Below are 23,601 nucleotides of genomic sequence, written 5' to 3' on the forward strand. Positions count from 1 at the left end.
CACCGAAGCGGTGATCGATTCTTAGCCGCCGGGGTTCGCGACGCGGCTCGCCAGGGTCGCCTGTCCCGGTCCCACGAGCTCGTCGACGGCTTCGTGCCGACCCGTCATGGCCATCAGCAGCGCTTCTCCGGTGCCACGGACTTCGGGACCGTTGCCGTGCGTCCAAGCTACGTCGGTCGCCGTGAGTCGTAGTCCTCGAATGCGACGCCCTGCACCCAACCGCGGATTTCCAGGCACCAGCGGCAGAATCCGTTCCAGACGATCAACGGGCACCGTGCGCGGATGGCCGAGGGCCCGACGGATGTCCTGGTGGTGGACCGTTCCATCAACGAGCGCAATCATCCCGCCGAAGCCAGCCGTCAGTCCCCGTGGACGGAGATGGCGGCCGAGGAACTCCATCAACTCTTGCGGTGACATCGGTGCGAACTCCTCGACGCCAATCTCGTTGGCACGTAAGACCCAGCCCTTCGCAAAACGCCTTGCCAAACCGGCTGGAGACAACTCCTCGTAGCTGACCACGTGCGCCACAACGTCTTTGACCGTCCATTTCGTGCAGAGACTCGGCGCGCCCCACTCCTGCGGCGTCAGTGTCTCAAGGAACGTGGCTAGGTCGACCCGCTCGTCGTATGCCATGTCCATGAGCGGTTTCTCATCGGTGCTCATCGTGACACCTCCGTCGCCGCCAGCTCGAGGTAGCGGTGAAGGTAGAGCGGCCAACCCGCCTCACCGTCGACGCCATCAGCGACGCCACGCCAGTCGGTGCCATGCCGCTCGAGGTTTCGGTGCTCCAACTCCACCCGAGTGCGGTCATCGGACTCGGCGATGAAGCGCACCTCGACCTCGCTCGTCTTGGCGGGATCGGATTCGAGTTGCCAGGTTGGTCCGATGTCCCAGGAGAACACGACGCGGTGCGGCGGCTCGAAGACGAGAACACGCGCCCATTCGCACCGACTGCCGTCAGTCCCTAGGTCGTAGATGTGTCCGCCCACTCGCGGCTCGAAGACCGTCTCGGCGATCGGAACCGCCAGCAAATTGTGTTCGCGTGGCTTGATCGCATCGAACCTGTTGGTGAACAACGCGAACGCCTGCTCAACTCCAGTACCGACCACGACGCTCTTGCGCACCGGATCAACCGCGGATGGCCTCATTGGCCTCGTCCTCCCTCGTTTTCGTCGACGACCTTCTCGAATGCAGCGAGAGCCCTCTCCCAGAACACGTCCAACTCCGACCTGAGTGCCTCGATGCCCTCCGGGTTCACCTGATAGACCCGCCGCGTGCCGACGGCGCGGTCGGCAACCAGCCCGGCGCACTTCAACACCCTGAGATGTTGAGATACGGCGGGCCTGCTGACGGGTAACCCACGTGCTAGCTCGCCAACTGCCATCGGCCCACTGGCGAGGCGTTTGAATATCGCTCGACGGGTCCCGTCGGCGAGTGCCGCCCATGCGTCGGTCGCTTCACGAGTGACCACAAACGGTAAGTCTATACTTACCGAGTCGGCCTGTACCAACGCCGACGTCAGGCAAGGGGTGCGGTCCGCCCCTGCCGATTCAGAGCAAAATCGCCCACGCGGGATTAAATTAGCTCACCTAACGTTGTAGGTCTCGTAGGAGGATTCGAAAGGAGTCTGGAAATGAACTTGAAGAAGTTTGCGGCCGGAGCCGCGATGGTCGGCGCACTGGGGTTCGGCGCCGTTGGTCTGGGTGCGGGCACCGCGAGTGCCACCCCACCTGCACCCGCCAACACCGGGTGGGCGCTAGACCATGGTTGGGGCCATGACGGCGACGGAGGCTGGGACAACCGTGGAGGCTGGGACAACCACGGCGGCTGGGACAACCGTGGATGGGACAACGGGCCCGGGTGGGGCTGCGTCACGGGTCCGTTCGGGCACATCACCTGGTGCCCCTAGCCGCTAGGCCCTGATCGCCAAGGACTCGATCCGGCCATCGTCGGTGAAGGTGAAGTGGAAGTCGAGTTCCACGGGACTTCCGGGAAAGTCCCCGGCGATCAGGGCACGCGCGACGTGCTCTCCGCCGTCGCTCCTGACATCGCGGACCTCGTAGCTGACCGTGGGAACCTCACTGCGCCAGGCGCGGATCGCGTCCACCCCATGGTGTTCGTGGCCCTCGTCTTCGACGGTGGCGTCCGCGGTGAACTGCGCGAAGTAGGCGTCGGTGTCGGATAGCGGGGCGAGCTGAAAGTAGCGATCGATGACGGACTGTGTGTGCATGCCACCAGCCTGCAACCTCCTGCAAGGGGAGAGTCAAACTAGCCGGAAAGGCCTGCGGCGGCGGCAAAGACGCGGAGCTCGCGCTCGATGTCGGACCCGGCCGGCTGGTACACGAGCTCGGTGACTCCCACCGCGGCGAGACCCGTGATCTTCTCGGGCAACTCCGCGGCCGTGCCAGTCAGGGCCATCGAACTCGCGAATGGGACGAGTTCGGCGACGTGCGGTTCGTCACGAGGGTTGGCCTTGACCAGATGCCCGGCATGGATCGCCAGATGCCGCTCGTGCTCGGGGGATGCCTCGATCGCCTCACGCCAACGCTGTCCGCCCGGTAGCGCGTCGACCGCTGCCCCGCCGCGCTCGTACATGGCGTGATAGAGCACGACCGCCGCGGGACCGGCAGCATCGATCACGCGCGGCGACGTCAAGTCCTCACCGTCGTCGAGCACCGTGCCGAACGTCAAAAGTGCTCGCCAGTCGGCGATCTGGGCGGCGTCGGGTTGCGGTACCGCGGCGGAGAACACGCCGTCGCCGAGCTCGGCCGCAACGGCCAGTCCCTTTGGCCCGTCGGCGCCGATCAGGATCGGCACTTCGATGGGTCGCTCGGCCCCGAAGCCCGGCAGGTGCAACATGCGGATCGTCGCGCCTTCCCATACCGCCGTTTCGCCGGCAAGTAGTGCCTTCAGGCATCGGACGTAGTCGGCGACCTGCCGCCACGGCATCGGTCGGGTGCCCAGCGCCAGCCGTCCAGAGAATCCCGAGCCGATCGCCACCGCGACCCGACCAGGCGCTTGGCCCGCGAGTTCGGCGATGGCGGCGGCGTTCACCATGGGATGACGCAGGCTGGGAACCAGGACGCCAGGCCCGAGGCCTATCCGCGACGTGCGCTCAGCGCACCGGCTGAGCACCATCCAGACATCGGGATAGATCGCCGGCGAGTCGTACAGCCATGCTCGCTGGTAGCCGAGTTCCTCGGCGATCTCCACATGCGCTGGAGTGTCGGATGACGTTGCGAAGGCACACGAGACGTCCATCCTCGCGACGCTACTCGGGCTTCAGCTGCGGCGAACGACGGTTCTCTGACGATCCTGCCCATGCTCCTGCTGCGCAATCCCGGTCGCGCCAACGGCGGGCTGTTCGCGCGGGCCTATCCGTTCGCGCGGATGTTCGGCATCGACACCGTCACTCCGGATACCGAGGTGACGAGCAGCGGCGGAATCCCGATTCTCGGCACCGGGCTCTCGCTCGGCGGCACCAACCTCGTCCCGATCAAGGTCGACGCGACCGTCGAGTACGACATGCTCTCGGACTTCGCGGCGTGGCCAAACCCGTTCTCGCTCGCCAACAACCTGATGGGATTCCTGCTCCCGACTTACATCCTGCGGGGCGTCGATACCTCCCGTCTCACCCCGCAGCTCACGACGCAGCTCAAGGACATCCTCGCTAGGATCGGCACCGACCCGTTGGCGCTGAACCTGTACCTCACGCTGCCGGCCGACAGCCTGCCTCTGCTCGAACCCCTGTATCTGCTCACCGACCTGACGAACATGCTGACCTTGGGGCGTTCCCGAACCCGTTGGGCACGTTGGCCAATGCGCTCGCGCCCGCGCTGACCAGCCTCGTCAACCTTGGCTACACCGACGTCGTGAGAATGCCCGACGGTACGTACGTCAGGACACGCGATCAGGCAGGCGATCCCACCGCCTTCATGTCGTTCTCCGACGTCGACTGGGCGCAGGTATCCGGCGACATCGTCAACCTGTTCGTCAGGGGATTCCAGAAGGAGTTGTTCAGCGGGAGTCCCACGCCTGGCACCCCGAATGTCCTCACCGGAGTGTTCAAGTTGCTTTCCAGCATCCTGGGCGGAGACGGCCTCGGCGGAATCGACGGCCTCATCAACGCGGCGCTGGGAGGACTGAACCCTTTGGCGGCCACCGCATTACCGGCCATCGAGGCCAAGTCGGCCACCGTGGCGCCCGATCCGGGTACATCTACTGGCAACAACGCCGCACCCGTCAGTACGCCGATCGTGGTGGATACGAGCAACGATGCCAAGGCCGACGAGGAGTCGAAGGACGCCGACGCCGACCAGGAAGCCCAGCCCACGAAGCCCGAGAAGAAGCCGTCCGGCTCGACCTCGACGACGAAGGCGGCGGGACCGTCGGCGTCGGGGGTGTCACCGGCGTCGTCGGCGGTGTGACGAGTGGCGTCGGCGGTATCACCGGCGGTGTGACCCATGCCGTCGGCGGCCTCACCGGTGGGCTCAGCGGTGCGCTTGGCGGTGGGTAGCGATCCGGTCCGGCAGGGTAGAAGCCGGCGACCTGACCTCGGTTACGCGATCATCGCGTAACCGCCGCGCGCGAGCGATCTCGTCGACGGGGGCTATGGCCCAGATCTTCAACCGTGACCACCGCTGCGGACCAAACACCGCCGTCTCCAAGAAGACCTTCAGCCATGCCGGTAACCACCACACACCTGCGATGATCCGAGTGGCGGTTGGCGAGGCGGGATCCATGACCAGCCAGGTGAGAATGCGCAGTTGGTCGAGCCAGAAACGCCGCGTGTTCATGACCCGCGTCGTCTCCGTCGCCGTCGTGTGGCTACGCACCGACAGCTCTTGGGGAACGAAACAGACCGTGGAGCGCAGCATCAAGCGGTCCCAGAGGTCCAAGTCGACCAGTTGATAGATGTCGTTGCGGAAGCCCCCCACATCCAACGCCAGTCGGTGCCGAAACATCACGCAGGTGGGCTCACCGATCCAGTTGCCGTTCGCGCCCGACAACGCCATCTGCCTGACCAACGACGGTCCATGGTTGCGTGCTCGAAGCCCACGAAAGCGGGTTTGGAGATTTCCGTAGCGTCGCTTCCACCTGCGGTCGTCGGTCATCACTCGCCGTGGCGCGAAGGCCAGGCCGACACTCGGATCGTCGAAACATCCAGACATCGTCCGCAAGGCTCCTGGAAGCAGCCAATCGTCGCCATGCACGAACTGGATGCACCTGCCGCGCGCGTGTTCCAAGCACTTGTTGTGGTTTTGGTTGAGGCCGACCCGAGTTTCATTGCATATCAACCGGTCTCCGGGCCTGAGCATCCTCGCGGCGACCGCGACACTGTCGTCCGACGAGCCGTCGTCAACGACCACGACCTCGAACTCGACGCCCTCCTGATCCAGGACGCTCCGCAGACAACGTTCAATGGTGGCGCTGTTGTTGTACATCGGTAGACACACCGAGACGGGCAGGGTCGTCGGCGATTCGTTCGCATCGCTCGGATTCATCGACGAATAGACCATCAACGGGACCTAGAGGCTGCCTACACCTTGGACCAGGAGCACCACCCCGGTGATGGCGAGCGAGATTTCGAAGATTCGCCGACGATGCGCGCGCAACCAACCGTCCAGTCGCAGCATGAACGTTTCGGTCTTCTTCGGCATCAGCAGGTACATGAGCAGCGGAAGCTCGAGGAGCGCAAGAACCAAGACGATGAAGACGGTGAATGCCACCAACTGCGTCTCGATGGCGTGTCCGGACGCCATGATGATGGTCAGGATCATGACGCACTCGACGGGCGGCGTTGCCGATCCGAGGCCCACCAGGAACGCCGGCCAAGCCCCGCCGCGCTCCAATAGGTTCTGGCTGAAGGCGGCCATTCGCGCGAATATGTTCCGCGGGCGCTCCGCCACCAAGACTGAGGACCCCAAGGACTCGTCGCCGCTGCCCATCGCTACCGGCACTCGTTGCCGTGCCCGTCGACGAGTCACAAGGACCGCCAGGAGCGTCAGGAAGATCACACCGAGGGTGATCTTGAATCCCCCACCGTCGAGGATCACGACCGCAGATCGCACTTCGTTCATCGCCGAGACCACATTTTCGATGGCCGTTAGCGCGGCTTCCCGGAAAACGATCAGAACTACCAATCCAAAGGCGATTCCAGCAAACATTCCACCGAGCCAGAAAGCCGCCAAATTCTGGATAGGCCTACGTTGCGATAGCAATACAGCGACGAGTCCTAGCCGTAGAGGGTCCAGCGCCATGCCGAACCCGACGAAAACCACGGCGGTCCACATTCCTCGAAACATTACTAGGGTGCGGCGAATCTCGTGCCCCAGGTAGCGAATTGACGTCGGGAGCCCGGCCAGCTACGGCAGCCCGGCACGGTCGGATCGCGGCTACCAGGGGCGCGAGTGCTGAGGTGGCACAGGTACGGATGGAGCGGAGTCACGCCCTCGTTGGAAAGTTTGGCCAGCTAGCTATTCCTCGCGATGATCCCCGCACCACGTTCTCATCCAGAAAAGTCAGTGTTCGGTACGCTCGGCGCGCACTCACAAGAGAGCAATGCCTACCAAATGCATGTGCCAGTAGCTACTTTGGCGGATGACGTATGCGGCGGCGGGCGCGGACTAGCCTAGCGAACTCAGCCAGACCGAGGCGACCGGCCCCATCCGCACGTGCTCGTACGCACGCCGAGCCCGGCTCCGTGCGAGCAGACGCAAACATGTTCGTCGCGCCGACGGATTCGGCACCTCTACGTCTGCTCGCTAGGCGGTGTTCACCCCGGCTGGCCGCGGTGCGTGGGCTAAATTGACCCCACCGTTGTAAAGGGGAGGAATCGTTGAATCTTTGGGTACTGTTCCGGAATTCGCCGATCAGGACGACCAGTCGGGCGCCATTCCTGACACGACGCTACCGCTACCGGCAGAAGCGACTACTCGCTGCGCTCGGACCTGAACTTTCTGCTGCCACGACAGTTCACGCGTCAGACGCGCCGCGCGCTGATGGTCCGGTGGCCGAAGCGTTCAACCAGGCGGCCGATGTTCACAAGCTGCGCCACTACCTTCCCGTATACGAATCGGCGCTGCCGACCGATCGACCGATCCGGATGCTCGAGATTGGTGTCTTCCACGGCGGGTCTCTGCGGATGTGGCGGAACTACCTGCACTCGGCGTCGGTCATCGTCGGCATCGACATCGACCCCGAGACGAAGCAGTTCGACGACCCTCTACAACAGATCCACGTAAGGATCGGCGGCCAGCAAGACGTCGCGTTCCTGCGATCGGTGGTCGACGAATTCGGGCCATTCGACGTCATCCTCGATGACGGCTCTCATGTGCCGTCCCACATGGTCGCCTCCTTCCGGTACCTGTTTCCCGAGGGGCTGAAGCCCGGCGGCGTCTACCTCGTCGAGGACATCCATACCAACTACTGGACCGTCTATCGCGACCAACCGATGTCGTTCATCGATTTCTCGAAGTGGCTGATCGACGCGATGCACGCCCACTACCTCCCGATGATCGACGAACCGAACTTCCGCGAAGGTCACCCCGACCGGCTGCAGCGGGTAAGGGTGCCGTTGGCTGCCGCGATCCTCGAAAAGCTCGAGTTCTACGATTCGATCGCGGTCTTCCACCGTGCCCCCGAAGCCAAGGCGTTGCCGCGCAGTGTCTACAAGGGCAAGGCCGTATAGCCGCCGTTGCGTGATGCCGCCGGGCCTGCCCAACCTACGCGGTGGGTCGAATTGATCTTGGAATGCTGCCGGCGCTTCGGACTCGCCATCGATTACGCCGGCAGACGTTCAGCAACTTTGAGCGATGACAGAGGTCACCGAGCGGGACCGGGGACCGGCAGCCACGGCGTAGCGACGCCGTTATTGTGATTCAGCTGTGCCGACCTCGGCCGTTTGCACTCATCCCGAGCCGTGTCCCATGGGTGCGCTCAGCGCGGCTTGCATGTGCGTCAATTCCAATGACGCACCAATTGCAAATTCGAGCAAACATCAATATCAATTCGCGACTGTCGTGCGAAGGGTATGAATAACAACTCTGCCAACCACAGGACAAGTCGTTCGAGTTGAGCTAGCGTATGGCCGTAGTAAATCGTCTAGTGGAGTAGTTTCCGGGGGAAGTAGCCATGGTCCACCGTGCACATTCTCAACACTCTGAGCTGCGCTTTGTGCCATGGGAGTTCCCTCAGCAAGATAATTAGACCGTAGTAGCACAGTGAATCGGGGAGGATTCGGTGTCTATTCAAAACAATGGCGCGCCTGGCGCAAGGCCCACGATTTCGGTCTGTGTGCCCATGTTCAACAATTCGGCAACGATTGCTCGTTGTCTTTGGAGCATCCTCGACCAGAATGGCGTCGACTTCGAGATCATCGTCGTCGATGACGACTCCTCGGATGACTGCGCCGCCATTGCCCGGCAGATGTTGCGCCCCGGCGATCGATTGGTTCGCAATACACCACGCCTCGGACTCAACGGCAACCACAACAAATGTCTACAACTAGCACGTGGCAAGTGCGTTCAGTTCGTGCACGGCGACGACTGGCTGCTACCTGATGCGTTGCAGACGTTGGCGCGATACTTCGACGATCCGGCCGTGGGGCTGGCCTTTGCACCGAGGGAAGTCGAGAGTGACGACCCCACGTGGACGAAGTGGAACGAAAGCCTGCACACCGGTTTTCGGCACCTCAGGGCTTACAACAATGGTCCAGACCTGGTATCGCAGGTCGCATCTCGCGGCGTACACCGCAACTGGGTCGGCGAGCCCAGCTGTGTGATGTTCAGGCGCCAACTTGCACTCGACGCGGGGCAGTGCAGGTCGGATGTTCACCAGTTAGTGGATTTGGATCTCTGGCTGAGACTGATGCTGCGATCGAATGTGTGCTTTCACCCGCGCGAACTCTCGGTGCATTCATACACGGCGCACACCGCCACCGCCCATATCGTGGGGGCCCGGAAGGATTGGCTCGATCGGCTTCGAATCCTGATGTGGCTGGCGATGGATCCGGCGTCCCCAAGGACCGTTCGGTCACGCGCCCGAATTTGGTGGAGACTCATCTGGTTGCGAACCATGTTGGAGTGCGCTGTTTTGGGACCGTCGCGGTGGACGCGCGTGAAATACCTCGGCTCCGCACGGATTCACGAATCTGAAGGTGCCAAGCGATTTCTATTGAGTGAAGTACATGCGACTGAGATGGTGGCTTCGATTCCCCGGGAGTCGTTGAAGGACCGTCACATCGGGCGCCCTGACTTCGACCAGCTTGCTCGCGGTGGCAGTCGCCTCTCCAGCTAAGAGCGGCCGTGCTCGGCCGATGAGTCCAACCGCGAATTCGACGGTTAGGGCTCCAGCAGTTGCAGTAGGTAGGCGCCGTATCCCGACTTCACCAGGGTGTGCGCGCGACTGGCGAGCTGTTCGTCGTCGATGAAGCCCAGCCGCCAAGCAACCTCCTCTGGCACACCGACCTTCAGGCCCTGCCGTCGCTCGATGGTGCGCACGTAGTCGCTGGCGTCCAGCAGCGAATCGAAGGTGCCGGTGTCAAGCCACGCCGTTCCGCGGGCCAGCACTTCGACAGCCAACCGGCCCTGGTTGAGGTAGGTCTGGTTGATCTCGGTGATCTCGTACTCACCTCGGGGCGAGGGGCGCAACGACTTGGCGATCTCGACGACGTCGTTGTCGTAGAAGTAGAGCCCCGGCACGGCATAGTGCGATTTCGGGGTCTCCGGCTTCTCCTCCAACGACAGCGCCGTGCCGTCGTCGGCGAACTCGACGACACCGTAGGCCGACGGGTTGGCCACCCGGTAGGCGAAGATCGCTCCACCGCTCACGTCCCGGAACCGACTCAGGCTGGTGCCCAGGCTGGGGCCGTAGAAGATGTTGTCGCCCAAGATCAATGCCGCCGAATCGTTGCCGATGTGGTTGGCACCGACGACGAAGGCCTGGGCCACCCCGTCGGGGCGATCCTGGATCGCGTAGGTGATGTTGGTGCCGAACATCGACCCATCGCCGAGCAGGCGATGGAACGCGGCGACGTCACCGGCGGTGGTGATCACCTGGATGTCGCGAATCCCCGCCATGATCAACGTGGAAAGCGAGTAGTAGATCAGCGGCTTGTCGTATACGGGCAGCAGCTGCTTGCACACGCCCATCGTGATCGGGTACAGACGAGTGCCCGAGCCACCGGCCAGGATGATTCCCCGCATGGAAGCAGACTAGCGGTCCCGGCCTGCCCTCTCAGCCGTTGGCCCGCAAATCGGGACGGCGTTCCAACAACTCTTGCCTATCGAATTGTTGTGGCGCTCTCACCGTCCGGAATTGGTGCAACTCCTGCTTGATGGAATCCCGGAAACCCAATCCATGGGAATGATGCACCGTCAACGCAGGTTCGAGCACGATTCCATAGCCATTCTTCAGCATCAATTTCGCCAACGCCGTGTCCTCGCCGCCTGTTTCATATCGTTGATCGAAGCGACCGAGTTCCTCCCATACTGATTTGGAGAGCATCGCACCGGTCCCGGCCAGAGCGCCCATACCGGCGTTGCTTATCCGCTGGGCAGGCTTGGCAAGGCCCAAGTTGTTGTCGATCGTCGCGACCCATCGTTCGAGGTACGAGGCACCTTCATTCGGCAGCACCTTGCCGAACACTCCCGCTACGCGGGCATCCTTGGCGAAGTGCCGCGCACCGGCGTGCAGGCTGTGGACGTTCGACAGCCGGGCGTGGGCGACCGTAAGGAACACCACGTCGTTGCTGGCAGACTCCATGGCTAAGTTCATCGACTTCGGATAGGTGAACTCACCCTTCGGGAGCGTCACGAGCCTCGCGCCGAACTGCTCGACGACTTCAGCCGTTCGATCGCTTGACGCGTTGTCGACGACGACCACTTCGAGATCGCTCTTGAATAACTGGCGCTGAACGTCGGCGAGGAGTTTCTCCAATTTGGCCGCCTCGTTGTAGGCGCGCACCACAAAGCTGACACTCGGATCATTGATTGGATCATCGACCAACGATTCATCAACGCGCTTATTGAGCAACCTGGCCGTCACGGAATTACCGAATGGCGCCGATTCAATGAAAGCCGGATGCAATAAATAGCCGTCTATAGCCATGGCGACGACTATATGTTGACCCGTTGGCGCCAAGCAATCGGAGCAGCCTCAGACGTCGACGCTCAGTATGCCGGGAACCACAGCGGCCCCCAGAAGAACCCCCAGGCCTGGCGCGTTGGGTCCCAGAACACCTGCGCGGTGGGCGCCCAGAACGGCGGTGCCGGACGGTAGCCCCCTGGGCCGTTGTCGTTCCAGCGCCCATTGTTGTTGTTCCAGTTGTTGTTCCAGTTGTTGTTCCAGTTGCCGTTGTTGTTGTTCCAGTTGCCGTTGTTGTTGTTCCAGTCGTTGTTCCAGCGACCGTCGTTGTCGCGTCCGTATCCACCGTCGTGTCCGTTTCCCGGCGCCCACGGCGGCGGATCCGCACTTGCAGTTCCCGCTCCGAGTCCCATCGCACCAGCGGTCAGGCTGCCCGCGATGGCGACGCCGGCGACGAGCTTTGTAAATCGCTTCATTGTTGTGTTGCCTCCGAATCAGGTCCCCCGACCCGACCGCACTCTCTGCGCGGCAACTGCTTATACGAGCTTACTAACACGCACGGCGCGGGTTCTATGCCCCGTCCGGAGTCAGCGGGGAGGATCGCCCCGCCACGCGAAGCTGTTCACGTACTTGGCCATGTCCATCGCGAGTTGCAGGTTGGCGCCCGAGGGGTGCCCCGTCCCGAAACTGGGGCTGAATTCGTGGTAAGGACCGGCGGCCGCCGCGATCAGTGCCACGTCGTTCTTGACCGCGACCATGACCAGCAGGCGAAGCCGGGTGTACGTGCCCGTGGAGTCCTGGGGGTACTCGTCGGCGACGACGCCGTATCCCGGCTGGTATCCGACTGACGCATTGGGGATCTCGTAGTCGACTTCTGCGTCGGGATAGTTCTCCTGGATCAGATCCTCGGTGATCTGTTTCGGCGTGCGGTTGCGCGCGGGTTCGCCGAACAAGACGAGGGTGCCGGTGTCACCGGCGATGAAGTTCAGCACCACTCCTTTCTCGTCCACCGTCGCTTCGTAGGCCGTGCCCGGACCGGGATACGAGAAGGAGTAGGAGCCGTCGGGCGACGTGAACCGCGGATTGGTGGTGACCGGCGAGCCAAGAGGCGGACGTCCACAGTCGGGCGGGCATACGTAACGCGGCAGGTTCGGTGTGATCACCATTGACAGCACGACCGCGCCCACTGCCGCCGCGGTCAGCACACCGAAAAGGGGCAACAGGACCCGGCGGGGCGTGGTCTGGTGCACGCGCGCCGCCTCGTCCGACCCCGGCGGCACCACGGATGCGGCCCGCGACGTTCGCGATGACGAACGGGCGGCGGCCCCACAGTTCGGGCAGAACGCCATGTCGGGAACCACGTGCTCGCAGCGTGGGCACAGCATTTGCCCGGCCGGGCCGGTGACGTCGTGCTCCTCGTGCAGCAGCGCCACCTGAAGCCCAATCCTCAACGCCAACAACGCCAAGGCCGCGCACACTAAGTGCACCCCCACGTGCAGCACATGGGGAATCGGCGCCAATTCCGCCAATCCCAGTCCGGTGTACAGCACGACCACGGCCAGAACACTCGCGAGAAGTACGGGTGTTCTGCCGAGCCACAACGCCGTACCGACCAGGCCACCCACCGCAAGTGCCATCACGGGCACCGCGATGCCTTGGATACCCGCCTCGACGAGAAGGTCACCGACCGACCTCTCTTGGGTCGTCGGCCCGGTCGCCAGCTGTGGGGCCAAGCGAGCCACGGTCGCAGCGACGGTGAAGCTGATCGCACCCAGCGACCCGATCACGAACCCGTCCAACGCCTCCCGGTCGGGCCGACGAAGCAGCCGAACCAGTACCGCAGGCGCGAGCATGACGAGCGCACCGCCCACCGGGATGCTCAGGCCCTCCAGCAGTGTGTGACCCAGGTCCTCCTCGGAACCCATTGCGACGTCATAGGAATGGGAGACGATCACGCCGGTGACCAGCGCCCAGCCTGCACCGGATGCGATGCCGAGGACCGTCGCCAAGGTCAGCGTACGGATCGGCAGGTCGCGGTCGGCGTCGGTTTCGCGCATGTAGAGGGCGAACAGGAGTGGCAGCCCGAGAGCGGCGGTCGCGATCAGCGGCGCCTGCCAACGGAGCGCGGCGAACACGGACAAGACGATGACTAGTACGACCAGACCGATGCGGAACGGGGGGCGCGACCGGTCCGGCAGCTGCGGGAAGATCGAACTGGCCACGGACATTCGCAGCACGTGTTCGTTGGAGGCGGCCGCGAACGAGCCCATGCGCAACCGTTCGCGTCGACTGCCTTGCCCGGCAGAGAGATTCGCCCCACAGGAGCCACAGAACGCTCCGCTGGGAACATCCCTTCCGCACGCCTGGCATACCGTGGTTGGCACTGCCTCTCCGGCGGGTGGATCGGCTGAGGTCATCTGCGAGCCGACCCCTTTTGAAGATCGAGAAGGTTGTGGGCGAGGTTGGCGACGTTCGGGCTACCGAACCCGGTCAACAGGTCGTAGCCGGGTACCGAAACGTCGACGGCGTTCGCTCCGAGGCTCACATCACGAAAGCCGGGCTGGTCCGCACCGGCCGCAACCCGGTACAGGAGCGGGTGCAGATCACCGAGCGCCGTCCCACCGTTCGCCTGCAGATATTGGTTCATCAGGACCGTCATGGCAGCCCAGATCGGTGCCGACTGTGACGTTCCCGCACCGATTCTCGGCTGGCCGTCGAACACGATCCGCACGCCGGTGAACGGATCTGCGACGGCGGAGACGTCGGGCGTGAGTCGGTGGTCGGAATCCCGCTGCACGGAAATTCCAGACTGATACGCCGGCCGCGGGAACAGGTTGGACACGCCGCCGCTGGTGCCCTGCGACAGCGGGCCGTCTTCCCATGCTTGCTCCGCCAGCCACTTCCCCTGGGCATCGGTCGACAGCGTGGTACCACCGACCGACACGATCTCCGGCACCGACGCGACCGCGTCCAACCCGATGTCGTCGGGTCCCGGCGGCGACGCCCAATCCTCGCCGCCCTTGCACTCCAGACCGCCCGTATCGCCGCTCGCGTCGAAGATCGTCGTACCGTGCTTCTGCGCATTCGCCATGGCAGCCCGCACCGGGACGAGGTCGGCCGCACGGATCAGCTTGTCGCAACCCCATCCGATCGACAGGCTCCACACCGCGCCGGGGAACTGACGATCGGCATCGTCGAACATCTTCGCGATCTTCTCGTAGGCGCCGTCCCCTTCGACGGTGGGGCGGGCGTTCACCACCACCATTTGCGCATCGGGCGCGATGGCATGTGCGACCTCGAGGTCCATCACCGTTTCACCGTGCGACGGTCCTGGCTGGCCACCGATCAAAACGGGGGTGAACTTCGGCAGCCCCGACATCTCGGAGAAGGCGTCCAGATCGCCTTGGTCGTAACCGTCGAATTCGAAGAACACGATGGTGGCGCCCTTGCCGGTGAAGCCGGCGTCGGCGAGCGGTTTCGCGTTGTAGGTGGTCAACAAGGCATCCGGCGTCAGCCCCTGCTTCGGCACGTCCGTTGGCAGCATTCCCGGCGTCGCCATGTGGTGCGGTGTGTACCCGAGGACGCGGCCCAGCGAATTCACGCCGTCGCGCAGCGCTGTCGGCACGTCTGGTTGCTGCGGCGAGGCATAGAACACCTGGCCCTTGCGGCCCCGATAGTCGCGTACGGGTACGTCGAACGCCTCGGAGACGTCGGCGGCGGCGCCTTCGACGATCGCCCACGCCTCGCGCGGTCGCCATCGCACCGAAAGACCGTGCGCATCAGACCATTCGAGAAGCCGAACGGGCCGGGCTGGGCCGGGCAGGGTGACGGTGAGCTGCGCATCACCAGCGCGTGACGGTCCGAGGTCACTCGAACTGGCAAGCAATGAGGCATAGGGACCGGTGATGTCCGCCGGGCCACGCGGAGTCGACGTGCGCGGCAGGCCTGATGACGACAGCAGAAGCAGAGCGCAGACCACGGCCGTCAAAGCCATCGGGGCCGACGGCCAGTAACGCGCGCTCATCGCTGAAGTTGCTCGAGTCCACCGGACCGCGCGCCGTGGGCGCCCCTACCGGAGCGCCCACGGACACACGGATCTAGCCGACGCCGTTGATGCCGGGGTGTTGTCCGGGGGGAACCCCCGGCGCGGGCGTGGCCGTCACCGGCGGCGTGAAGAGGTTGCCACCGGTGGGGTTGATGCTCTTCTCGGTCGGCGATGGCGCGGGCGCCGATGTGGTCGTCGTGGTGGTGGTTGTCGTCGTGCTCGACGGAGTTTCCTTGCCACCGCCGCCGCACGCGGTGAGCGTGCCCATCGCGACGATCGCGGCTCCGCCGGCAATCAGTGCGAGGCGACGACCGAAACGCTGTGAGTTCATGTATGCAGTCCTTGCTTCTAGTTGTTGCGGTGAACGCCGGGAGGCTCGGTCGGCGCCGGGGGAGCGTAGACCGGCGGCGTGAACAGGTTGCCACCCGTCGGATTGATGCTCTTCTCGGTCGGCGATGGCGCGACACTGCTCGACGGCGTCGTCGTGGTGGTCGTGGTGGTGGTCGTGCTCGACGGGCCTCCGCCGCCGCCGCCACCGCACGCTGCGGTAAGCCCGACCATCGCGATGATCGCTGCCCCACCGGCAGCGGCCGCGAGGCGACGGCTCAAACGACGTGATGTCATGTTCCAAGTCCTAACTGGTATCCCCCGACTAGGCTCGTTCGGCCGACGGGCAGGCGCTGCTGATCTTAACTGGGACTAGGCCCACCGTACAGATAAACCGGCAGTCGTGCCGGAATTTGTCGCAGACGACAGTATTTGCTGGATCGGAGTCGCCCTGCGGGGTTCATGTCATGCCGACGCGGTTTCAGCAACGGGTGTCACTCGGCGGGGGCCAGTCCCTGCCGTCATCGTTTCCACTACCCATCAGGTAATCGACACGCCGCACCGCGTGGAGGACGATTCGAATCATGACCGAACCAGCTCCCGCCTATGCCATTGCCTACCTGCGTGACGTCACCTTCGGCGACGACGTCATCCGCTACCTGCGCGAGATCGATGACACCCTCAAGCCCTACGGCGGCGAGTACCTGGTGCACGGCGGCAAGATCGACCCTCGCGAGGGCGAGTGGGACGGGGATCTGGTGATCCTCCGCTTCCCGGACGCGAATTCGGCCGCTCGCTGGTACGAGTCCGCCGACTACCAACGCATCCTTCCGCTGCGGCTGAACAACTCCACCTCGATGGTCGCCATCGTCCAAGGCGTGAAGCCCGGCCACGTCGGCAGCGACAAGATCGACGAGATGCTGGGGAAGTAGCCGGAGATCACTCGTTGGGGGCGGTCACCGTCGCCCAGCGACGGTCGCGGATGCGCGCCAGCGCCTCGTGCCTGGCAATCGCATACAGCCACGCCCGCAACCGATTCGGATCTTGCAGCTGCACCAGTTTGGCTGCGGCGGTGACGAACACGTCCTGCGCGCAGTCGGCTGCGGCATCGCCGTCGCGCAGCATTCCGACGCAGAAGTCGTACAGCCGGTCGGCGTACCGGTCGTAGATCGCCGAGAACGCGAGCTGGTTGCCGCCGGCCGCGGCAACGGCGAGTTCGGCGTCGTCGAGCGCGTCAGCGGGCTCGAACGGGGCGATCGTCATGCGTCACTTTCCGGTTGTCCACATCGATCAAGGCGAGCCGAGGCACTCAAATGACGCGTCGGCGCACCATCCATGAAGACGGTGAGCCGACGGGTTTGGTTCACTTCACGCGGTCATGTCGAGCTCCTTCGAGGCGTTCGCAGCCCCCCGATGGACCGCGTTCACGGGCTGGGAGCAACTTCCGACCCCGACACGCACACCTTTTCTGAAAACTTTTTTCAGGCGGCGCCGCGGCCGCGCGGCCCGCTACCCTCGCCCGGCCGTCTGCGCATGTGTCAATTTTCCGACGAATCAGGCCCGTAACAGTAAGAATTCCGGTGAGGCCCGCGCCTGTGATGCCCCTCACTTGCAATGACAGCAACCGTTCAGAAGCGGAAATCAGGCCCTGAGCGGACGCTCGTGAGCTAAGAATCCGCAGGTCACGGGGCACGGCATCCTGCCGGATCCTGTGACCTCGACTTGCCATCTGCGGTATTTCGGAAAAGATGCAATGCGGACCCGACAGGTGGCGTACAGGTTATGGACATCGCCGGGACACAAATTCGAGGGAGCCAGATGAGTATGTTGCGCAAGGCGGTGACCGTTGCCGCCGTCACCACATTGACCGCGTTCGGAGTGGCTGCGTGTGGCGGCGGGTCCAACGGCGGCGGCGGCGGTGGAAGCGGCGGCGAACTCAACGTCACGATGACGTCGTTCCCCGACTACGTCGATCCCCAGCTGTCGTACACGACCGAGGGCTGGGAGGTGTTGTACAACGTCTACACCCCGCTGCTCACCTACAAGCACGCGAAGGAGAATGCGGGCGCCGAAATCGTCCCTGGCCTGGCCAAGGACTTGCCCCAGGTCTCGCAGGATGGCAAGACGTACAAGCTGACCCTTCGGTCGAACATGAAGTACTCCGACGGCACGCCGATCAAGGCGTCCGACTTCACCTATGCGATCCAGCGGCTCTTCAAGGCCGACTCCGGTGGCTCGGTGTTCTTCGAGCCCATCGTGGGCGCCACGGACTACGCCGACGGCAAGGCCGACAAGATCGCCGGTATCACCACCGACGACAACACCGGTGACATCACGATCCAGTTGACCGAACCCAATGGAACGTTCAACGACCTGCTTGCGCTGCCGTTCTCCGCGCCCGTTCCCCCGACCACGCCGCTCGACAAGGACGCGACCAACTCGCCGCCGCCGTCCAGCGGGGCCTTCAGGATCTCGACCGTCGACGCGCCCCGCAGCCTGACCATGGAGCGCAACCCTCAGTTCAAGACCCTCACCGATGCCGGCGCAAGCAATCTGCCCGACGCTCAGGTCGACAAGATCACCGTCACCCAGAACAAGAGCAACAGCGCCCAGGTGACCGGCATCGAACAGAACACCATCGACTTCATGCATGATCCGCCGGACGCCGACCGGCTGCCCGAGGTCAAGGCGAAGTTTGGCGAACGCTTCCGCACGGAGGAGTCGATCAACACCTACTACTTCTTCATGAACACCCAGACGGCACCGTTCAACGACCTCAGGGTCCGCCAGGCGGTCAACTACGCGATCGACCCCGAGGCGCTCAACCGGGTGTTCGGCGGCCGCCTGCACCCGACGCAGCAGATCCTGCCACCGGGCATGCCGGGCTACGAGGAGTACAAGCTCTACCCGGGACCCGACATGAACAAGGCGAAAGCGCTGATCGCCGAAGCCAATCCGACGGACAAGGACATCACGGTCTGGACCGACGACGAGCCGGACCGCAAGCGGATCGGTGAGTACTACCACGACCTGCTCACCCAGCTGGGCTTCAACGCCACGCTGAAGGTGATCGCCGGCGACGTGTACTGGACGACGATCGGCAACCTGTCGACGCCGGATCTGGACACCGGTTTCGCGGACTGGTTCCAGGACTTCCCGCACCCCGACGACTTCTTCCGTCCGCTGCTGAACGGCAAGAACATCCTGCCGACCAACGGGAACAACTTCTCGAAGGTCGCCATCCCCGCCCTCGACGCCAAGCAGAACGACTTGCTCAAGCAGCTCATCGGCGACGGCGGTGTCGCCGAACAGTATGCGGCGCTTGACAAGTCGTACATGGAGCAGGCGGTCTGGGCGCCGTACGGCAACGAGCAATTCACGACGTTCACGTCGGATCGCGTGGACTTCAGCAAGGCGTATCGCCATATCTTGTTCAGCCAGGACTACTCGGCCTTGTCGCTCAAGTAATGGTCGCATCGATCGGGGAACTGGAAGCCCCCGGCGAACCACCACTGCCCACCGGCGTTTCCGCCGAGGAGATTCGGGGACGTAGCCCCTGGTATCTCGCCTGGTTGCGGATGCGCCGCAACCGGGTTGGGCTCGCGTTCGGCGTGCTCTTCCTGCTGATCGTGCTCGCCTGCCTGGCGGCACCACTGTGGGCGGATCACGTCGCACACACCGGACCCAACGAGAACCACATCACCGACAAGATCCTCATCGACGGGCAGGAGACGTACGTCGTCTCCCCCGACGGCACCCCGGTGGGGCCTGGCCTGCACGGTCGCTATCTGCTCGGCGCCGACCAGAACGGCCGCGACGTGATGGTGCGGTTGCTCTACGGCGGACGCACCTCGATCTACATCGGGGTGGTCGCAGCGCTCGTCACCACCGTGTTCGCGGTGATCGTCGGCCTGCTGTGCGGCTACTACCGCGGCTGGATCGACGCGATCTTGTCGCGCGTGATGGACGTGGTGTGGGCCTTCCCCGTGCTGCTGCTCGGCATCGCATTGGGCACCGCCCTCGCGCTGGGCGGGCTCAAGATCGGTGCGCTCGTCGTCGCCGGTGACTCGCTGTGGATCCCCATCCTGATCATCGGTTTGGTGTACGTGCCGTACATGGCCCGCCCGATCCGAGGTGAGATCCTTGCGCTGCGCGAGAAGGAGTTCGTCGAGGCCGCCGTCGCCCAGGGCAAGGGATCGCTGCGGATCATGTTCTCCGAACTGCTGCCCAACGTGGTGTCGACGATCATCGTGTTCTTCACGCTCAACATCGCCAACAACATGCTGCTGGAGTCGTCGCTGTCATTCCTCGGTGCCGGCGTGCGGGCACCCAACGCGTCGTGGGGCACGATGATCGCCGATGGTTACCAAACCATCTACACCGCACCACATCTGACGATCGTGCCCGGCCTGCTGATCGTGCTGACCGTGTTGTCCCTCAACGTGTTCGGCGACGGGCTGCGCGATGCGCTCGACCCACGAGCCAAGATCCGGCTGGAGCACTAGGCATGTTGCGCTTCGCCGCCCGGCGAATACTCGGAATGATCGCGGTCCTGTTCGCGATATCGGTCGTCGTCTTCCTGATCTTCAACGTGATCCCGAACTCGGATCCCGCCCAGCGAATCGCGGGCAAGAACGCCAACCCGGCGCTCATCGCCAGGGTGACCGCCGATCTCGGTCTGGATCAACCGCTGCCGGTGCAGTACCTGACCATGATGAGGAAGATCCTCACCGGCGAGCTCACCTCCTACGCCAGCTCTCAGAACGTCGTCGAGCAGATCTGGAAGGGGTTGCCCGCGACGCTGTCACTGTGCATCGGCGCCGCGGTGCTGTGGATGACCTTGGCCATCATCTTCGGCTACCTCAGCGCCGTGCACTCCGGCAAGTTCACCGATCGTGCGCTGACGATCCTGTCGTTGACCGGAATCTCGATGCCGGTGTTCTGGCTTGCCGCGATCCTGCTGTACTACCTGAGCTACAAGGCCCAGCTGTTCCCGACGAGCAGCTACGTGCCGTTGACCAAGGATCCCCTGGATTGGCTGTATCACCTGATATTGCCGTGGATCACGCTGGCGGTGCTGTTCGTCGGCTTCTACAGCCGCGTGCTGCGCTCCAACATGCTCGACGTGATGAACGAGGACTACGTCCGGACCGCGCGGGCCAAAGGCATCGGCGAGCGTCAGGTGCGGTTGCGCCACGTGCTGCGCAACTCGCTGATCCCCATCGTGACGCTCTTCGGACTCGACTTCGGTGCGGTGGTCGGCGGTGGAGCCATCCTGACCGAAACGGTGTTCAACCTCAACGGGGTTGGGCTCTACGCCGGCCAGGCCATCGGCAGCCTCGACCTGCCGCCGCTGATGGGCGTGACCATGTTCGGCGCATTCTTTATCGTGCTGTTCAACACGATCGTCGACGTCCTCTACGCATTCCTCGATCCGCGGATCCGACTTGGAGAGGCGGCACCGGCATGATTCTGGAGGTCAAGGATCTGACCGTCAGCTTCGCCACCGACGGCGGACTGGTCCGCGCCGTCGAGGGCGTCTCGTTCGGGCTCGCCGCGGGCGAGATCCTGGCGATCGTCGGCGAATCGGGCTCTGGCAAGAGCGTGACCGCTCAGACGTTGATCGGTCTGACGCGCGCTCCGAACACGACCATCTCCGGCTCCGTGCGATTCGACGGCGTCGAACTCACCGATCTCGACGACGAAGGTTTGCGGGGTGTGCGGGGCGAGCGGATCGCGATGATCTTCCAGGACCCGATGACCTCGCTGAATCCGGTCTACCGGGTCGGCGACCAGATGATCGAGATGATCCGGGCGCACCGCGAGGTGTCCAAGCGCGAGGCCCGCGAACGCGCCGTCGACCTGCTCCGGCAGGTGGGGATCCCCAATCCCGAACGCCGAGTGCACGATTACCCGCACGAGTTCTCTGGCGGCATGCGGCAGCGCGTGATGATCGCGATGGCCCTGTCCCTGGATCCGGACGTGCTGATCGCCGACGAGCCGACCACCGCGCTCGACGTCACCGTCCAGGCGCAAATTCTGCGGTTGCTCGACCAACTGAACCGGGAGCGGGGCCTCGCGGTGGTGTTGATCACCCACGATCTCGGCGTCGTCGCCGAGATCGCCGACCGGGTTGCGGTGATGTACGCGGGCCAGATCGTCGAGGAAGCCACGCTCGACGAGTTGTTCTACGACCCTCTGCACCCCTACACCTGGGGGCTGCTGGGTTCGCTGGCCCGGCTGGATACGCCGAATCCCGAACGCCTGGCCCAGATTCCGGGTCAACCGCCGTCGCTGCTACGCCCTCCGACCGGCTGCCGGTTCGCCCCGCGCTGCCCGCACGAGTTTGGCGAGTGCGCGCAGCCGCCACCGCTGGAGCACGACCGCTGTTGGCTGCAACCCGACGACCAACGTCGCCTCCGTGTCGTCGACGGCCGGATCGGCCTGCGCAAGCCGGTGGTGACGTGAAGGGCGACACGCTGCTGGAGGTCACCGACCTCGTCAAGCACTTCCCGATCAAATCGGGCATCCTCATCGACCGCGAGGTCGGGCGGGTCCGCGCCGTGGACGGCGTGAGTCTCACTCTCGCCGAAGGCGAGACACTCGGCCTGGTAGGCGAATCCGGGTGCGGGAAGTCGACGCTGTGCCGGACCATCCTGCAGCTGACGACGCCCACGTCGGGTTCGGTGCGCTTCAACGGCGAGGAACTCGTCGGACGGAATCGGCGCCAACTCCGGCCGGTCCGGAGTCAGATGCAGATGATCTTCCAGGATCCGTACGCGTCGTTGAATCCGCGCAAGCGGGTGAGCCAGATCATCGGCGAGCCGATGGAGTTGCACGGCATGTCCAGCGGACGCGATACCAACAAGCACGTAAAGGACCTGCTCGACCGGGTCGGACTTCCCCCCGAGCACGCCGACCGCTTCCCGCACGAGTTCTCCGGCGGTCAGCGCCAACGCATCGGCATCGCGAGGGCACTTGCGCTGCGGCCCAAGCTGATCATCGCAGACGAGCCCGTCTCCGCGCTCGACGTGTCCGTGCAGGCGCAGATCGTCAACCTGCTCAAGGACGTTCAGGACGAGTTCGGGCTGTCCTACCTGTTCGTCGCACACGACCTCGGTGTGGTCAGGCACGTGTCGGATCGGGTCGCGGTGATGTATCTCGGCAAGATCGTCGAAAGTGCCCGTGCCGCGGCTCTTTACGAGCGGCCACTGCACCCGTACTCAACCGCACTGCTGTCCGCGGTTCCGATCCCCGATCCGAAGCTCAACGCCAGCCGCGAACGCCTCATCCTCGAGGGCGACCCGCCCAGCCCCATCGATCCACCCCCTGGCTGCCACTTCCACACCCGCTGCCCGTGGATGACCGACGTGTGCCGCACCGACGATCCAGACCTACTCGAACTCTTGCCAGGACACATCGCCGCCTGTCATCACCCGCGGCACCTCGCCGAGCAGACCTGATCAGCCCGACGAGTTGGCCGTCTTCGCGGCCGCCGCGATCGCCTTCGCCTCTGGGCTGGCCGCCGAATACCCCGGGGACTTCACAGATGCGGCAGCCGCATCACAGTTGAGCGAGACGAGCACCTCGTTGGTCGCCGAACCGCTGCTGTTCTCCGGCGGAGCCACGGTCCTGGCCACCTGATTGGCGACGAGGCAATCCGGCCAGGACTTCTGATCGCCGACGACCGTCGACACCACCGCAGTCATGCCTGCACCGCTGATCGCCGAGCTGGCGTCGCTGTACTTCTGACCCACCACGTTCGGTGATGATCCAGCCTGCGCGATACCGCCGCTGAGCACCACCATCGCCGATGAAGCCGATACGACGAGCGCCGTGCCGAGACTCCGACACCGCATGTCAGCCCCCGGCCTTGAGCGCCGGGACGGCCTTCCCCGTGGGTACTGTCAGCGACGGTGTCGTCCACGTGGCCGTGGCCCCCATCGTGACGCCGGTGACCGTAGGTTGGACATAGGTCGTGTTCGCCGGTGCATCACCCGAACCCGCCAGTGCGCTTCCTGCGCCGAAATGGCTTCCACCATAAGCAATGCCGAGCACCGCCAGTGCGGCAAATGCGCCGATGCCGATGACCGCGAGCAATTGCACGCGTATGCGATCGAATCGCGTGTTCTTCTCTTCCATTG

At 64.1% G+C, this 23,601-nt stretch carries 28 protein-coding genes; 11 read left to right on the forward strand and 17 right to left on the reverse strand.

All coding sequences use genetic code 11. The annotated features are described in order from the left end of the window. Window positions 1–21: 21 nt before the first annotated feature. The 3 genes from HNP02_RS09850 to HNP02_RS09860 are packed head-to-tail and all read right to left on the reverse strand — an operon-like array spanning window position 22 to window position 1,471. Window positions 22–663: a maleylpyruvate isomerase family mycothiol-dependent enzyme gene (locus tag HNP02_RS09850; protein WP_184437551.1), complete on the reverse strand. Its 642-nt coding sequence runs from the start codon at window positions 661–663 to the stop codon at window positions 22–24. After that, window positions 660–1,148: an SRPBCC family protein gene (locus HNP02_RS09855; RefSeq protein WP_184437553.1), complete on the reverse strand. Its 489-nt coding sequence runs from the start codon at window positions 1,146–1,148 to the stop codon at window positions 660–662. The genes HNP02_RS09850 and HNP02_RS09855 overlap by 4 nt, the downstream gene beginning before the upstream one ends. Next, entirely contained in the window at window positions 1,145–1,471 is a 327-nt protein-coding gene (locus HNP02_RS09860; RefSeq protein WP_184437555.1) for a helix-turn-helix transcriptional regulator, read from the reverse strand. The genes HNP02_RS09855 and HNP02_RS09860 overlap by 4 nt, the downstream gene beginning before the upstream one ends. Window positions 1,472–1,633: 162 nt before the next feature. Here HNP02_RS09860 and HNP02_RS09865 point away from each other — a divergent pair, with 162 nt between their 5' ends. Further along, a complete protein-coding gene (locus HNP02_RS09865) occupies window positions 1,634–1,909 on the forward strand; it encodes a hypothetical protein (RefSeq protein ID WP_184437840.1) in 276 nt (91 codons plus the stop codon). Between the two features lie 3 nt (window positions 1,910–1,912). Here HNP02_RS09865 and HNP02_RS09870 read toward each other — a convergent pair whose 3' ends face one another. Beyond that, window positions 1,913–2,230: a nuclear transport factor 2 family protein gene (locus tag HNP02_RS09870; protein ID WP_184437557.1), complete on the reverse strand. Its 318-nt coding sequence runs from the start codon at window positions 2,228–2,230 to the stop codon at window positions 1,913–1,915. A 38-nt stretch (window positions 2,231–2,268) separates the two neighbouring features. After that, the gene (locus tag HNP02_RS09875) at window positions 2,269–3,261 is read right to left on the reverse strand and encodes an LLM class flavin-dependent oxidoreductase (RefSeq protein WP_184437559.1); all 993 of its coding nucleotides are present in this window, start codon (window positions 3,259–3,261) and stop codon (window positions 2,269–2,271) included. A gap of 60 nt (window positions 3,262–3,321) precedes the next feature. Between HNP02_RS09875 and HNP02_RS09880 the strand changes: the two genes are divergently transcribed. Both HNP02_RS09880 and HNP02_RS09885 read left to right on the forward strand, forming a co-directional pair. Then, window positions 3,322–3,840 carry a PE-PPE domain-containing protein gene (locus HNP02_RS09880; RefSeq protein WP_184437561.1) on the forward strand — a complete coding sequence of 173 codons (519 nt, stop codon included), beginning with the start codon at window positions 3,322–3,324 and terminating at the stop codon, window positions 3,838–3,840. Continuing rightward, the gene (locus HNP02_RS09885; RefSeq protein ID WP_184437563.1) at window positions 3,813–4,427 is read left to right on the forward strand and encodes a hypothetical protein; all 615 of its coding nucleotides are present in this window, start codon (window positions 3,813–3,815) and stop codon (window positions 4,425–4,427) included. The genes HNP02_RS09880 and HNP02_RS09885 overlap by 28 nt, the downstream gene beginning before the upstream one ends. A gap of 63 nt (window positions 4,428–4,490) precedes the next feature. On the opposite strand, the gene HNP02_RS09890 is transcribed toward HNP02_RS09885, so the two are convergent. Beyond that, the gene (locus HNP02_RS09890) at window positions 4,491–5,504 is read right to left on the reverse strand and encodes a glycosyltransferase family 2 protein (protein WP_184437822.1); all 1,014 of its coding nucleotides are present in this window, start codon (window positions 5,502–5,504) and stop codon (window positions 4,491–4,493) included. A 24-nt stretch (window positions 5,505–5,528) separates the two neighbouring features. Continuing rightward, window positions 5,529–6,305: a GAP family protein gene (locus tag HNP02_RS09895; RefSeq protein WP_309241488.1), complete on the reverse strand. Its 777-nt coding sequence runs from the start codon at window positions 6,303–6,305 to the stop codon at window positions 5,529–5,531. A 704-nt stretch (window positions 6,306–7,009) separates the two neighbouring features. Between HNP02_RS09895 and HNP02_RS09900 the strand changes: the two genes are divergently transcribed. Both HNP02_RS09900 and HNP02_RS09905 read left to right on the forward strand, forming a co-directional pair. Next, window positions 7,010–7,690, forward strand: a complete 681-nt coding sequence (locus tag HNP02_RS09900; RefSeq protein ID WP_309241489.1) for a class I SAM-dependent methyltransferase — start codon at window positions 7,010–7,012, stop codon at window positions 7,688–7,690. 551 nt (window positions 7,691–8,241) lie between these two features. Continuing rightward, on the forward strand, window positions 8,242–9,297 hold the full coding sequence (locus HNP02_RS09905) for a glycosyltransferase family 2 protein (protein WP_309241490.1): 1,056 nt from the start codon (window positions 8,242–8,244) through the stop codon (window positions 9,295–9,297). Between the two features lie 44 nt (window positions 9,298–9,341). On the opposite strand, the gene rfbA is transcribed toward HNP02_RS09905, so the two are convergent. The 7 genes from rfbA to HNP02_RS09940 form a co-directional block, all read right to left on the reverse strand. Continuing rightward, a complete protein-coding gene (gene rfbA, locus HNP02_RS09910; protein WP_184437567.1) occupies window positions 9,342–10,205 on the reverse strand; it encodes a glucose-1-phosphate thymidylyltransferase RfbA in 864 nt (287 codons plus the stop codon). 31 nt (window positions 10,206–10,236) lie between these two features. Further along, window positions 10,237–11,109, reverse strand: coding sequence for a glycosyltransferase family 2 protein (locus tag HNP02_RS09915; RefSeq protein ID WP_184437569.1), 873 nt, complete (start codon window positions 11,107–11,109; stop codon window positions 10,237–10,239). A 62-nt stretch (window positions 11,110–11,171) separates the two neighbouring features. Next, the gene (locus HNP02_RS09920) at window positions 11,172–11,561 is read right to left on the reverse strand and encodes a hypothetical protein (protein WP_184437572.1); all 390 of its coding nucleotides are present in this window, start codon (window positions 11,559–11,561) and stop codon (window positions 11,172–11,174) included. Window positions 11,562–11,672: 111 nt separating this feature from the next. Then, complete coding sequence (locus HNP02_RS09925; protein ID WP_255506347.1) at window positions 11,673–13,355, reverse strand: zinc ribbon domain-containing protein; 1,683 nt, start codon at window positions 13,353–13,355, stop codon at window positions 11,673–11,675. 143 nt (window positions 13,356–13,498) lie between these two features. Further along, window positions 13,499–15,109 carry a S8 family serine peptidase gene (locus tag HNP02_RS09930; RefSeq protein WP_184437576.1) on the reverse strand — a complete coding sequence of 537 codons (1,611 nt, stop codon included), beginning with the start codon at window positions 15,107–15,109 and terminating at the stop codon, window positions 13,499–13,501. A 73-nt stretch (window positions 15,110–15,182) separates the two neighbouring features. Next, window positions 15,183–15,461, reverse strand: coding sequence for a hypothetical protein (locus tag HNP02_RS09935; RefSeq protein WP_184437577.1), 279 nt, complete (start codon window positions 15,459–15,461; stop codon window positions 15,183–15,185). Window positions 15,462–15,478: 17 nt separating this feature from the next. Continuing rightward, complete coding sequence (locus HNP02_RS09940; RefSeq protein ID WP_184437580.1) at window positions 15,479–15,754, reverse strand: hypothetical protein; 276 nt, start codon at window positions 15,752–15,754, stop codon at window positions 15,479–15,481. 287 nt (window positions 15,755–16,041) lie between these two features. On the opposite strand from HNP02_RS09940, the gene HNP02_RS09945 reads away from it, so the two are divergent. Then, window positions 16,042–16,389 (forward strand): DUF1330 domain-containing protein, encoded by a 348-nt coding sequence (locus HNP02_RS09945; protein WP_184437581.1) that lies wholly within the window; start codon window positions 16,042–16,044, stop codon window positions 16,387–16,389. A 7-nt stretch (window positions 16,390–16,396) separates the two neighbouring features. Here HNP02_RS09945 and HNP02_RS09950 read toward each other — a convergent pair whose 3' ends face one another. After that, a complete protein-coding gene (locus HNP02_RS09950) occupies window positions 16,397–16,720 on the reverse strand; it encodes an RNA polymerase sigma factor (RefSeq protein WP_184437582.1) in 324 nt (107 codons plus the stop codon). Window positions 16,721–17,275: 555 nt separating this feature from the next. Between HNP02_RS09950 and HNP02_RS09955 the strand changes: the two genes are divergently transcribed. Genes HNP02_RS09955 through HNP02_RS09975 form a run of 5 tightly spaced genes read left to right on the forward strand, consistent with a single transcriptional unit; the run spans window position 17,276 to window position 22,920 of the window. Continuing rightward, window positions 17,276–18,925, forward strand: a complete 1,650-nt coding sequence (locus tag HNP02_RS09955) for an ABC transporter substrate-binding protein (RefSeq protein WP_184437583.1) — start codon at window positions 17,276–17,278, stop codon at window positions 18,923–18,925. After that, window positions 18,925–19,962, forward strand: coding sequence for an ABC transporter permease (locus HNP02_RS09960; RefSeq protein ID WP_184437584.1), 1,038 nt, complete (start codon window positions 18,925–18,927; stop codon window positions 19,960–19,962). The genes HNP02_RS09955 and HNP02_RS09960 overlap by 1 nt, the downstream gene beginning before the upstream one ends. Before the next feature lie 2 nt (window positions 19,963–19,964). Next, window positions 19,965–20,927, forward strand: a complete 963-nt coding sequence (locus tag HNP02_RS09965) for an ABC transporter permease (protein WP_184437585.1) — start codon at window positions 19,965–19,967, stop codon at window positions 20,925–20,927. Continuing rightward, on the forward strand, window positions 20,924–21,925 hold the full coding sequence (locus HNP02_RS09970) for an ABC transporter ATP-binding protein (protein WP_184437587.1): 1,002 nt from the start codon (window positions 20,924–20,926) through the stop codon (window positions 21,923–21,925). The genes HNP02_RS09965 and HNP02_RS09970 overlap by 4 nt, the downstream gene beginning before the upstream one ends. Next, on the forward strand, window positions 21,922–22,920 hold the full coding sequence (locus HNP02_RS09975; protein ID WP_184437589.1) for an ABC transporter ATP-binding protein: 999 nt from the start codon (window positions 21,922–21,924) through the stop codon (window positions 22,918–22,920). Before HNP02_RS09970 ends, HNP02_RS09975 begins: the two co-directional genes overlap by 4 nt. Here the strand turns inward: HNP02_RS09975 and HNP02_RS09980 are convergent, their stop codons facing one another. Both HNP02_RS09980 and HNP02_RS09985 read right to left on the reverse strand, forming a co-directional pair. Further along, the gene (locus tag HNP02_RS09980) at window positions 22,921–23,316 is read right to left on the reverse strand and encodes a hypothetical protein (protein ID WP_184437591.1); all 396 of its coding nucleotides are present in this window, start codon (window positions 23,314–23,316) and stop codon (window positions 22,921–22,923) included. 1 nt (window position 23,317) lies between these two features. Next, complete coding sequence (locus HNP02_RS09985) at window positions 23,318–23,599, reverse strand: hypothetical protein (protein WP_184437593.1); 282 nt, start codon at window positions 23,597–23,599, stop codon at window positions 23,318–23,320. Between the last annotated feature and the right edge of the window lie 2 nt (window positions 23,600–23,601).

This window comes from Mycobacterium sp. AZCC_0083 (assembly GCF_014202335.1).
In the GTDB taxonomy this organism is placed as follows: Bacteria; Actinomycetota; Actinomycetes; order Mycobacteriales; family Mycobacteriaceae; genus Mycobacterium.

What these genes read in the sequence shown, in the direction of transcription:
- HNP02_RS09850 (WP_184437551.1), bottom strand. Translation starts at nt 663, where the DNA reads ATGAGCACCGATGAGAAACCGCTCATGGACATGGCATACGACGAGCGG.
- HNP02_RS09855 (WP_184437553.1), bottom strand. Translation starts at nt 1,148, where the DNA reads ATGAGGCCATCCGCGGTTGATCCGGTGCGCAAGAGCGTCGTGGTCGGT.
- HNP02_RS09865 (WP_184437840.1), top strand. Translation starts at nt 1,634, where the DNA reads ATGAACTTGAAGAAGTTTGCGGCCGGAGCCGCGATGGTCGGCGCACTG.
- HNP02_RS09870 (WP_184437557.1), bottom strand. Translation starts at nt 2,230, where the DNA reads ATGCACACACAGTCCGTCATCGATCGCTACTTTCAGCTCGCCCCGCTA.
- HNP02_RS09875 (WP_184437559.1), bottom strand. Translation starts at nt 3,261, where the DNA reads ATGGACGTCTCGTGTGCCTTCGCAACGTCATCCGACACTCCAGCGCAT.
- HNP02_RS09880 (WP_184437561.1), top strand. Translation starts at nt 3,322, where the DNA reads ATGCTCCTGCTGCGCAATCCCGGTCGCGCCAACGGCGGGCTGTTCGCG.
- HNP02_RS09890 (WP_184437822.1), bottom strand. Translation starts at nt 5,504, where the DNA reads ATGAATCCGAGCGATGCGAACGAATCGCCGACGACCCTGCCCGTCTCG.
- HNP02_RS09895 (WP_309241488.1), bottom strand. Translation starts at nt 6,305, where the DNA reads ATGTTTCGAGGAATGTGGACCGCCGTGGTTTTCGTCGGGTTCGGCATG.
- rfbA (WP_184437567.1), bottom strand. Translation starts at nt 10,205, where the DNA reads ATGCGGGGAATCATCCTGGCCGGTGGCTCGGGCACTCGTCTGTACCCG.
- HNP02_RS09915 (WP_184437569.1), bottom strand. Translation starts at nt 11,109, where the DNA reads ATGGCTATAGACGGCTATTTATTGCATCCGGCTTTCATTGAATCGGCG.
- HNP02_RS09920 (WP_184437572.1), bottom strand. Translation starts at nt 11,561, where the DNA reads ATGAAGCGATTTACAAAGCTCGTCGCCGGCGTCGCCATCGCGGGCAGC.
- HNP02_RS09925 (WP_255506347.1), bottom strand. Translation starts at nt 13,355, where the DNA reads ATGGGCTCGTTCGCGGCCGCCTCCAACGAACACGTGCTGCGAATGTCC.
- HNP02_RS09930 (WP_184437576.1), bottom strand. Translation starts at nt 15,109, where the DNA reads ATGAGCGCGCGTTACTGGCCGTCGGCCCCGATGGCTTTGACGGCCGTG.
- HNP02_RS09935 (WP_184437577.1), bottom strand. Translation starts at nt 15,461, where the DNA reads ATGAACTCACAGCGTTTCGGTCGTCGCCTCGCACTGATTGCCGGCGGA.
- HNP02_RS09940 (WP_184437580.1), bottom strand. Translation starts at nt 15,754, where the DNA reads ATGACATCACGTCGTTTGAGCCGTCGCCTCGCGGCCGCTGCCGGTGGG.
- HNP02_RS09945 (WP_184437581.1), top strand. Translation starts at nt 16,042, where the DNA reads ATGACCGAACCAGCTCCCGCCTATGCCATTGCCTACCTGCGTGACGTC.
- HNP02_RS09950 (WP_184437582.1), bottom strand. Translation starts at nt 16,720, where the DNA reads ATGACGATCGCCCCGTTCGAGCCCGCTGACGCGCTCGACGACGCCGAA.
- HNP02_RS09955 (WP_184437583.1), top strand. Translation starts at nt 17,276, where the DNA reads ATGAGTATGTTGCGCAAGGCGGTGACCGTTGCCGCCGTCACCACATTG.
- HNP02_RS09960 (WP_184437584.1), top strand. Translation starts at nt 18,925, where the DNA reads ATGGTCGCATCGATCGGGGAACTGGAAGCCCCCGGCGAACCACCACTG.
- HNP02_RS09965 (WP_184437585.1), top strand. Translation starts at nt 19,965, where the DNA reads ATGTTGCGCTTCGCCGCCCGGCGAATACTCGGAATGATCGCGGTCCTG.
- HNP02_RS09970 (WP_184437587.1), top strand. Translation starts at nt 20,924, where the DNA reads ATGATTCTGGAGGTCAAGGATCTGACCGTCAGCTTCGCCACCGACGGC.
- HNP02_RS09980 (WP_184437591.1), bottom strand. Translation starts at nt 23,316, where the DNA reads ATGCGGTGTCGGAGTCTCGGCACGGCGCTCGTCGTATCGGCTTCATCG.
- HNP02_RS09985 (WP_184437593.1), bottom strand. Translation starts at nt 23,599, where the DNA reads ATGGAAGAGAAGAACACGCGATTCGATCGCATACGCGTGCAATTGCTC.